Annotated in this window: 5 protein-coding genes; 2 read left to right on the top strand and 3 right to left on the bottom strand. The window is 35.2% G+C overall.

The window, feature by feature from the left end; translation table 11 throughout:
• Positions 1 to 297 precede the first annotated feature (297 nt).
• Together GTR01_RS19045 and GTR01_RS19040 are read left to right on the top strand one after the other, a co-directional pair.
• Positions 298 to 2,127 carry an acyltransferase family protein gene (locus tag GTR01_RS19045; protein WP_160139337.1) on the top strand — a complete coding sequence of 610 codons (1,830 nt, stop codon included), beginning with the start codon at positions 298 to 300 and terminating at the stop codon, positions 2,125 to 2,127.
• A gap of 243 nt (positions 2,128 to 2,370) precedes the next feature.
• On the top strand, positions 2,371 to 5,250 hold the full coding sequence (locus GTR01_RS19040) for a M16 family metallopeptidase (protein WP_410492606.1): 2,880 nt from the start codon (positions 2,371 to 2,373) through the stop codon (positions 5,248 to 5,250).
• 60 nt (positions 5,251 to 5,310) lie between these two features.
• Here the strand turns inward: GTR01_RS19040 and GTR01_RS19035 are convergent, their stop codons facing one another.
• The 3 genes from GTR01_RS19035 to GTR01_RS19025 all read right to left on the bottom strand — a co-directional run bounded on the left by GTR01_RS19035 (position 5,311) and on the right by GTR01_RS19025 (position 9,591).
• Positions 5,311 to 6,387 (bottom strand): GNAT family N-acetyltransferase, encoded by a 1,077-nt coding sequence (locus GTR01_RS19035; protein WP_160139336.1) that lies wholly within the window; start codon positions 6,385 to 6,387, stop codon positions 5,311 to 5,313.
• Entirely contained in the window at positions 6,384 to 7,385 is a 1,002-nt protein-coding gene (locus GTR01_RS19030; RefSeq protein ID WP_160139335.1) for a polysaccharide deacetylase family protein, read from the bottom strand. Before GTR01_RS19030 ends, GTR01_RS19035 begins: the two co-directional genes overlap by 4 nt.
• A 67-nt stretch (positions 7,386 to 7,452) precedes the next feature.
• Positions 7,453 to 9,591 carry a S46 family peptidase gene (locus GTR01_RS19025; RefSeq protein WP_160139334.1) on the bottom strand — a complete coding sequence of 713 codons (2,139 nt, stop codon included), beginning with the start codon at positions 9,589 to 9,591 and terminating at the stop codon, positions 7,453 to 7,455.
• Positions 9,592 to 9,765: the final 174 nt, after the last annotated feature.

Here is a 9,765-nt window from a genome sequence, read left to right as displayed (position 1 = left end):
CGTTTCTATTGATGGATGTTCTGTGGGAAACGGATTCTACTTATTATATTATTATATATATGGTAGCTATTATATATGCCAACATCTATTTCCTATTCCCTATTATTGCTCATCATTTATAATTAACGTCCCCTACCCTAGCCCCGATAGAAACGGTTACCCCGCAGCAAGAGTTGGAGAGCGGGAGGATTTGAGCATTGGGGAGGAATGGCGCGAGGAGTATGAGTGGATAGCGGGATTAAGCTCCTCACTCGATACATTTTTATTACTTTTGCCAACGTAACTAAAAATCATCGAATGCAATTCAGAAATGATATACAAGGGATAAGAGGTCTAGCTTTTTTATTAGTTTTTATTTTTCATTTAAATTATCATTGGCTGCCCGGTGGTTTCATTGGTGTAGATATTTTCTTTGTCATTTCAGGGTTTCTAATGACTTCTATTATCATGGGAGATAAGGAGAAATCTGATTTTAGTTTTTATAATTTTTATCTGAAGCGTCTAAAAAGGATATTTCCGGCTTATCTATTTCTTCTTATTATTGTAGCTTCTGCAGGATTTTATATATATCTGGATCGAGATTTCTGGGGATTTCAAAAGGCTGTAGCAGCATCGTTTTTATTTGTTTCTAATCTACTGTTTGCACGAGGAGATTCTTATTTCGGAGCCAGATTGGAGGACAATCCGTTTCTGCATACGTGGTCGCTTGCTGTTGAGATGCAATTTTACCTTCTGCTTCCTTTGATTCTTATATTTATCAAAAGAAAATTTCTGCCAGCCGTTATTATCCTCCTTATTGTTGCATTAACTGCCTATGCCAATATTTCTATGCACATCAGCCACGATACATCGGTTAGGTATTTCTCACTTCCTGCTCGAATTCCTGAATTTCTAATCGGATCATTATATAGCCTAACTTTAAAAAACAAAATCAATTTCAGTAGAGCCAATAATAATATCATTGCATCACTGAGCTTAGGTGTACTGATTCTATCCGCTATTCTGATCGATAAAAACACTCCGTTTCCGGGAGTGACAGCTTTAGTTCCAACTCTTGCTACTGCGAATTTATTAGTTACGGGCAGTAATTTTATTTCTGATTTTTTTGCAAAAAAAGTTCCTCGCTATATTGGAGAGCTTTCTTATTCTCTTTATCTGTGGCACTGGCCGTTTATTGCTTATATCAGATATTATAATGATGAATATACGCTTAGTACCAATCAGGTTATTTTCGTGTGTATTTTTACTTCTCTTATGGCTTGGTTTTCTTACCGGTTTATCGAAAATTATTTCAGAAAGAAAAGTAATGCCTTATTTTTACGATATACGGTTTCCGGCTCGGTCTTATTGGGACTTCTTACTATATTCCTTCCTAAAGTTGCAGCGTTTTATAAAATTCCGGATATCTATACTTCTCCTTCATTCGGTGTAGATTCTCATAATCAGAAAAAGACTGAGATTTTTGGTGATAAAAATGTTAAAAATCCTAAAATATTATTGATAGGAGACAGCCATGCCCTTACTATCAAACCATTTTTAAATTATGTTGGTGAAAAGAACCATTTTTCCTTTACCACCATTACTACTGATGGAATTATGGCTCTTGATGGGATAAAACGAAGTGAAATTCCTTCTTATGGAATGAAATTCTATGATGCCGCCCAACAGCTCGCTCCTTTTACAGAAGAAAACATCAGCCGAAGTAAAATTATTATGATTAATTGTTCGACGTTTATCAGTCCACAATCGATTTATCAGGCTGTAGAGAAATTGGCTCATGGTTTAAACCCTGATCAAAGGCTAATTGTCTTTGAAACCTTCCCTACTGTTGATCGTGATCCTATAAAGGTAAACAGGGATTATATTAAAAGAACTTCAAAAAAGTTCATAGTAACAGTGAATGAAAAAAATAAAGCGGCTCTCCAAAAGCTAGCAACAGAAAACAAGAATGTCTATTTCTATGATCTTTCGAAAAGCAAAGTATTTAAAACGGCTCCTTTTTATAAGGATACTTTAATGTATTATAACAGATCACATTTGAATGTATATGGCTCTGTTTCTATGGCTAAGGATCTGGAAAAGGATTTCATGTCTTTCTTTACTCCTATTCTGAATGAAGAAAAATAAAACAGCCTTCTACGCTACATTTGTGAGGTAAGATAAGAGCTTTGATCAAAATATAAGGTTTCCAGATGCTATCTTTCCTCTAACAAAGTTTAACTTATAATGAAAAAGTACGTCTATGATGTACTTTTTTCTTGTTATACAGGATTTCAACTATAACCATAGATGTAATAGTCATAAAAATCGGGGAGCATTTTTTTTTGATTGCTTACATTTGTATTACATTCTTACTATAAAGAGGATGAAATGAATTCATATATGATAGACAGAAGATATAAAGAAACGGTTCATACGGATCCCAACCACTACGAATATATTACTCTAACCCACGATAAGAATAAAGTAAGAATCTACGCATTAAAGAACGGATTAAAGGTTTTCCTTGCCCAGAATTTTGATGCACCAAGAATACAGACTTTCATTCCGGTAAGAACGGGAAGTAATAATGATCCTTCTGATAATACGGGATTGGCTCACTATCTTGAGCACATGATGTTTAAAGGTACTTCCAGACTAGGAACTCTAAACTGGGAAAAAGAAAAAGGACTTCTTGATCAAATCTCCGCTCTTTATGAGGATCATAAAGCTGAGCAGGATCCGGAAAAGAAAAAAGAAATTTATAAGAAAATAGACGATATCTCTCAGGAAGCAAGTCAGTATGCAATTGCAAATGAATATGACAAAGCGATTTCTTCTTTAGGAGCTACGGGAACCAACGCTCATACATGGTTTGATGAAACGGTTTATAAAAACAATATTCCGAATAACGAACTGGAAAAATGGTTAAAAATAGAAAAGGAAAGGTTTTCTGAAATGGTTCTTCGTCTTTTCCATACGGAGCTAGAATCGGTGTATGAGGAGTTCAACAGAGCTCAGGATAATGATTCCAGGCTGGTGAACTATGAACTGATGGCAGCTCTTTTCCCTACTCATCCTAACGGGCAGCAGACCACACTGGGAAGACCTGAACATTTGAAAAATCCTTCTATGAAGGCTATTCATAAATATTTTGACGAGTACTATGTTCCTAATAATTATGCTATGGTATTGGTTGGAGATCTTGATTTTGAAGAGACCATTCAATTGATAGATCAGTATTTTGGTACTCTTCCTTATAGAGAGCTTCCGAAAAAGAATCCGATTATTGAGCAGCCTATTACCAAAATCATTGAGAAAACAGTGAAAAGTCCTACTACTCCACGGGTTCAATTGGCCTGGAGAACGGATAGCTATGGAACAAGGGAAGCTATGCTTGCTGATATTGTTGTCAATATTCTAAGTAACAGAGGTGAGGCTGGTTTATTGGATCTCCACATTAACCAGACTCAAAAAATGCTTTGGGCACAAGCTTTCTCAGTAGGATTAAAACAATATGGTTATTTTTCTATTGTGGCAGTTCCAAAGGAAACTCAAACCCTGAAGGAAGCAACTGAAATGGTTCTGGATGAAATAGAACTTATCAAGAAGGGAGATTTTCCTGACTGGATGCTTCCGGCCATCATCAATGATTTCAAACTTCAAAGAATGAAAGGCCTTGAAACAGCAGAAGGTCTTGCTACTACTCTATATGATATCTACATCAAAGGAAGAAGCTGGGAACAGGAACTTAACGAGATGGATGAATATGCCAAATTCACGAAGGATGATGTTATCAATTTTGCTAATAGCTTTTTTAAGGATAATTATGTTGTAATTAACAAAGAAAAAGGTGTTAATGATCAGCTGATCAGGGTAGAAAATCCAGGTATTACTCCTATAAAGATCAATCGTGAGGAGCAATCTGAGTTTTTAAAGGAAATATTATCTGAAAAAACTGAAGATATCAAGCCGGAATTCATCGATTATCAAAAAGAGATTGCAACAGATGAAATCAAAGGAAAGAAATTAAGCTTTGTAAAAAACAAGTACAACGATATTGCTCAGGTTCATTTTATTTTCCCATTTGGAAGTGATAATGACAGAGATCTTGGGATTTCAACTCAGCTACTTCAATATTTAGGTACGGATAGTCTTTCTCCAGAGGAATTGAAAATGGAATTCTTCAAAATTGGAATCAGTAATGATTTTAAAACCTCCAATAACCAGTTATTAATCTCTCTGAGCGGACTGGAAGAAAATATTGAAAAAGGAATTTCACTTCTACAACAGTGGATGTACCGTGTACAACCGGATCAGGAAATCTACAATCAGTTTGTGGGAACTGTTTTGGAAAACCGTCAGGCTATCAAAAAGGATAAAAACCGTATCATGACTGCACTGACTAATTATACCAAACTGGGAAGTACTTCACGTTTCAAAGATGTTATCTCTAAGGAAGAGCTTGAAAGCAGTAAGCCTGAAATATTTACAGACCGCATGAAACAGCTATTCAAGTATCCTTATCAGATTTTCTTTTATGGAAAGGATTTTGAAGCATTCAAAGGATATATTGGTGAATATACTGAAACTGAAAGTCTTCAGATTCCTGAACCCAAACAATATCCGGAACCGGCAACCGGAGGACATGTATACTTTATCGATTACGATATGGTTCAGATGGAAATGAGTAAGGTTGGAAAAGGAAATAAAGTTAATCCTGCTAATTTTGGAAAGATGAATGTCTTTAATGAATATTTTGGAAGAGGATTGTCTTCTATTGTATTCCAGGAAATTCGCGAAAGCAAGAGCCTTGCTTACTCAGCCTATGTTTCTTATGCCGCCAATGCTGAATTGGGACATCCGGATTATATTACCACCTATATCGGAACTCAACCGGATAAACTGATGATCGCTGTGGATACGATGAATGAGTTGATGAGTGAGCTCCCTGAGGTTACCACTCAGTTTGAAAATGCTAAAAATGCTGCTTTAAAACAGATTGCATCTACCAGAATTACGAGAAATAACATATTTTTCAACACATTAAGGTTAAAAAGACTGGGAATCTCTCATGATTACAGAAAGGATATTTTTGAGCAGATCCAAGCATTGAAATTTGACGATATCAGACAGTTTTATCAATCGGAAATTCAATCCGTAGATTTTAATACTGCCATTATCGGAAAAAAAGAGAATCTGAATATGGAAGCTGTAAGTAAAATGGGAACTTTTACAGAAGTAAGTCTGAAGGACATTTTCGGACACTAAACATAAAAAAGCCGCTCAATATAAGTATTGAGCGGCTTTTATTTTACTATTCTAATTTTCTTATGTCATCATACAATCACCATCTCCGTCCTGGAAATGAGGATTGAAGGTTTCAGGAAGGTTTTGCAATAATTCTTTATGGAAAAGATACTCCCGCTTGGAGTCCCGTTCATAAATTTTTGGAAATACGCTAGAGTGAGATATGGCTTCATTCAGCTGAAGATGATAACAAGTAAACCCTTTTATTTTATTTTCAATGATGAAATAACTTAAAAACCGTACGATTCTATCGTAATCATTATTTGAAAAAAGGTAAGGTATTTTAAGGTAGCCATTCCGAATCTGAAGCAGGAGACAAGCTGTAAGTTCACCACTATCATTATAAATTTTCACCCAAAAGTAAGTAAAGACCTCAGCAAAGCTTGAAAAGTAATACTTCTCCTCTTTTTTACCTTTTAGAATCCAGGGATGATCTATAAAGGTATTGATTTCTTCAGCATTTCGATTTTCTGAAAATCCAGCCACAAAATTTATACTTTCCGCATCTGCACGATCAAGGATTTCATATTTGAAGTTTGGTTTTCCTACACTCAGGTTCTTTATTGAGATTAAGGAATTTGCTATGGCATCCAAAGTATAAAAAAGAGGTTTTCCTATTTTTGTTTGCGGTTTTTTCTCAGGAATGATTCCTGCAGCATCTGTTCTGAAGTAATACCTCTTCCCTCTTTTAGGAAATGCATAATCAAAAACACCCATGATAATGTATAAAGCTTCAGCCTCTTTGGTAAACTCTGTGATAGCAATTTGACCATTGTATTCTTCAAAAACCTTCTTCAATAGTTTTTTTGCAGGTCTTTTCTTTTGAAACTCAGGATTGATATAGAGCGTGCTCAACCAAGCGAAGTGTACTTTCTTTCCATCAACCATAAAATAATCAGGGAAACACCCAACATATCCTGCGAGTTTTCCTTCAAAGAAAGCTAAAATAAGAAGTGTCTGATCATCCGATGCTTTAGGATTATTAATCTGTGAGATCGCCCGATGAGCTGTAATAGGAAGAAAATCATACTTACTGAATTCACCGGATGACACAAAGTCTTCCAGTTCTTTTCTATTAAATGTTTTCAGCTCTATCATTTTCTAACAATGGTATTTTTATTGATCAGCTTTTTCAATTTGAAGTAAGCAATTTCTTTTTTCAGGATTTTTTCTGCGCTCATCCCCATTTCCATTGGAATTCTCTGAAAATTTCTTTTCACACTGTCTAGTTTAATACCTGCAGTTCCAAAGGTACAGTGTATTTCTTTATTTTTAAAGAGTTCTTCAAAGAAGGTATTTTTCACGCCAAAATCAGTAAAAGGAAAAGCAAAACTTTCATACAGGAAATCATTTTCTTTTAAGTAGGTAAAGGTTTTATGGATAGAATCCATCTGCTGTTCCAGAGATAACGTTCCGAATTTTGGATGATCCCAACTATGAGAAGATATCCCAAAGCCTCTATCTGTCAAGTTTTTTAATTCCTCTGTGCTTAAATAAGGCTTATATTCTTTTAAATAGGATTTGAAATCAAGTTCAAGCTTTTCAGCGAGCTCATCCAGGATTTCTTTCTTCTGATAGGTAACCTCTAGGATTTCCTTTTTTAAAATATCCTTTGTAGTGCCTTTATCAAGAAATAAAATACGGTATAGCTCAGGATGAATGTCTTTTTTATTTTCAATAGTTTCTATAAGCAGACTGGCTTTGCATCTGAACATAAGATCTTTATTATCAATGAAAGCCGGATTTATAAAATTACAGGCATAAATTCCTTTGCGTTCCAATACAGGAGCAACAATATTATAAAACTCACTGAAACCATCATCAAAGGTAAGAAGAGCTATTTTTTTCTGAGGTTTGAACTTTCCGACAGTGAAATCTTTGAATTCTTCCCAGTTTACCCATTGAAAATGTTTTGAAATACTGTCGAGATCTTCTTCAAACTGTCTGGTATTTTTATAGGAAATCACATGTTTGATATGGGGTAAGTTCTCATCAGAAACACAGTGATAGACAGGTAAACAGTAATTCAACGGAAAAGACTTCCCGAGATGACCTGTTTCAAAAGCAGTAAATAAATTAATGAGGCTGTCTTTCATCCTAAAATAAAAAAGAATCTATTCAAAATAAATTCAAATAGATTCTTTAAAGGTATAACTTTTAAAATTATTTTATAACCTTCATTTCATCAACAAGCCATTTAGCATCTGCAAATTTCTCAACGATGAATAGGATATATTTTGTATCCACCATAATGTTTCTGCTGAAACGTGGATCGAAGTTAATATCACTCATAGTTCCCTCCCACTGTCTGTCGAAGTTAAGACCAATCAGGTTTCCGTTGGCATCAAGAGTTGGACTTCCTGAGTTTCCACCTGTTGTATGGTTGGTTGCTGTAAATCCTACAGGAACGTCACCGGTTTTATCTTTATAAATTCCGAAATCTTTCTTGTTATAAAGCTCAATCAGTTTTTTAGGAACATCGAATTCGTAATCTCCAGGCACATATTTCTCCATTACTCCAGCAAGGTGAGTCTGGTATCCGTAAGAAACGGCATCTCTTGGAGTAGAACCTTTAATTTTACCGTAAGTTACACGAAGGGTAGAGTTAGCATCCGGGAAGAATTTTCTGTCTTTATCCGTTTCCATCTGCTGAGCCATAAACTTCTTCTGTAAGGCATCAATTTTTGCCTGAAGTGTAGTATATTGCGGATCTGCCGTTTTCATGTAAGTTTCTTTCATAGAAACGTAAAGCTGATAGATAGGATCTTTTTTCAAAGTCTTAATCAACTTATCCTGGTTAGAGAAAGCCTTATCAATATCTGCAGTTAATGTACCTCCGTTTACAGCTGTTCTTCCTGTAATGATAGAGTTTTTAGACATATCTTCTACTACAGGAATATTGGCGTTCTCATCTTTATATTTGTTGAATCCTGCCGGTAAAAACTGTGGCGCTGTTTTATTAGTATATAAAGCTAGTAATTTTGCTGTTACTTTAGCATCAAGCTCTGCACTGTAATCTTTATAGAAAGAAGTAAGTTTTGTTTTAAACTTTGTAAGCTCCTTCTCATCCATTCTTCCAGCTTCTACAGTCGCTACAAAGTCATAGTAATCTCCTGCAAGCTTTAATGTTTCAGCATTTCTTACCACTTCTGTATAGTAAGCATTATTCAATGCGTAAGGTGCCTGCTCATTGTACAGTTTGTTCAACTGATCTAAAGTAGTTTTAACTTCAGGATTTTTAGCGACTAAAGATCCTTCATACATTACTTTTTTCTCTACAGCATTGGATTTCTTTAATCCTTCTACTTCACCGATCCATTTTTTCCAGTAATTGGCTACAGATGCATATTTGGAAGCATATTTAATACGTGTTTCGTTATCTACACGCATTTTTTCGTCCAAAGTTTTTAATGCGACATCACGTACAGCAATTCTTGCAGGATCAATATCCTTCATAATTTTCTCTACGGCAACTGAAGGAAGATATTCTGTAGTTCTTCCTGGGAATCCGAATACAAATGTGAAATCATTTTCATTCTTATCCTTGATAGAAACCGGTAAATAATGTTTTGGTACGTAAGGAACGTTGTCTTTTGAATATTCTGCAGGCTTGTTGTCTTTGTCTGCATAGATTCTGAACATAGAGAAATCTCCGGTATGTCTAGGCCAAACCCAGTTATCGGTATCGCTTCCAAATTTTCCGATGCTTTGAGGTGGTGCTCCTACAAGACGGATATCTTTATATGTTTCAATGGTATAAGCATAGTACTTGTTTCCGTAGTACATTGGCTTTATCAGTATCGATTGGTAAGATTCAATTTTTTGAGAGTTTTTGTAAACCTCAATGTTGTTATTGATCTTCTTGGTAAGTTCAGGTTCAGTAAGATGGTCTGTTCCTTCTAGAATCTGGAAGGTAACATCTTTAATATCTACGATAAAATCTACTTTTACTCCTGGATTTGGAAGTTCACCATTCATATTTTTAGCCCAGAAACCATTTGAAAGAAGGTCGTTCTGAACTGTAGAATGTGCTTGAATTTGCCCAAATCCACAGTGGTGGTTAGTCAGTAATAATCCTTTAGGAGAGATAATTTCTGCGGTACATCCACCGTTAAACTGTACAACTGCATCTTTTATGCTCGGCTTCTGAGGGTTGAAAATGTCCTTTGCGGAAATCTTCATTCCCAAATCCTTCATTTCCTTTTCATTCAGTTCTGTAGGAATCCACATTCCTCCATATTGTTGTGCAAATGCCATTGCAGCCGGCAAAAGAAATACGGATAAAAGTATCTTTTTTGTCATAATTAAAATTTTGCCCGAATTTACGAAGAAAAATAGGAATAGAACCAATAAAACAGGGGTAAAAATGATAAGACTCAATTTTACCTCATCAATGCACAGTGAATTACCATTCGGTATTTATAAAAATAAGCACTTATAAGCAAATTAATTATTTATCTTTCCTATCTCAATTCC

Origin of the sequence: Chryseobacterium sp. c4a (assembly GCF_009900745.1) — a bacterium.
GTDB lineage: Bacteria > Bacteroidota > Bacteroidia > Flavobacteriales > Weeksellaceae > Chryseobacterium.
Note: the sequence above shows the minus strand (reverse complement) of the source record. Positions and strands in the feature narration are given on the sequence as shown.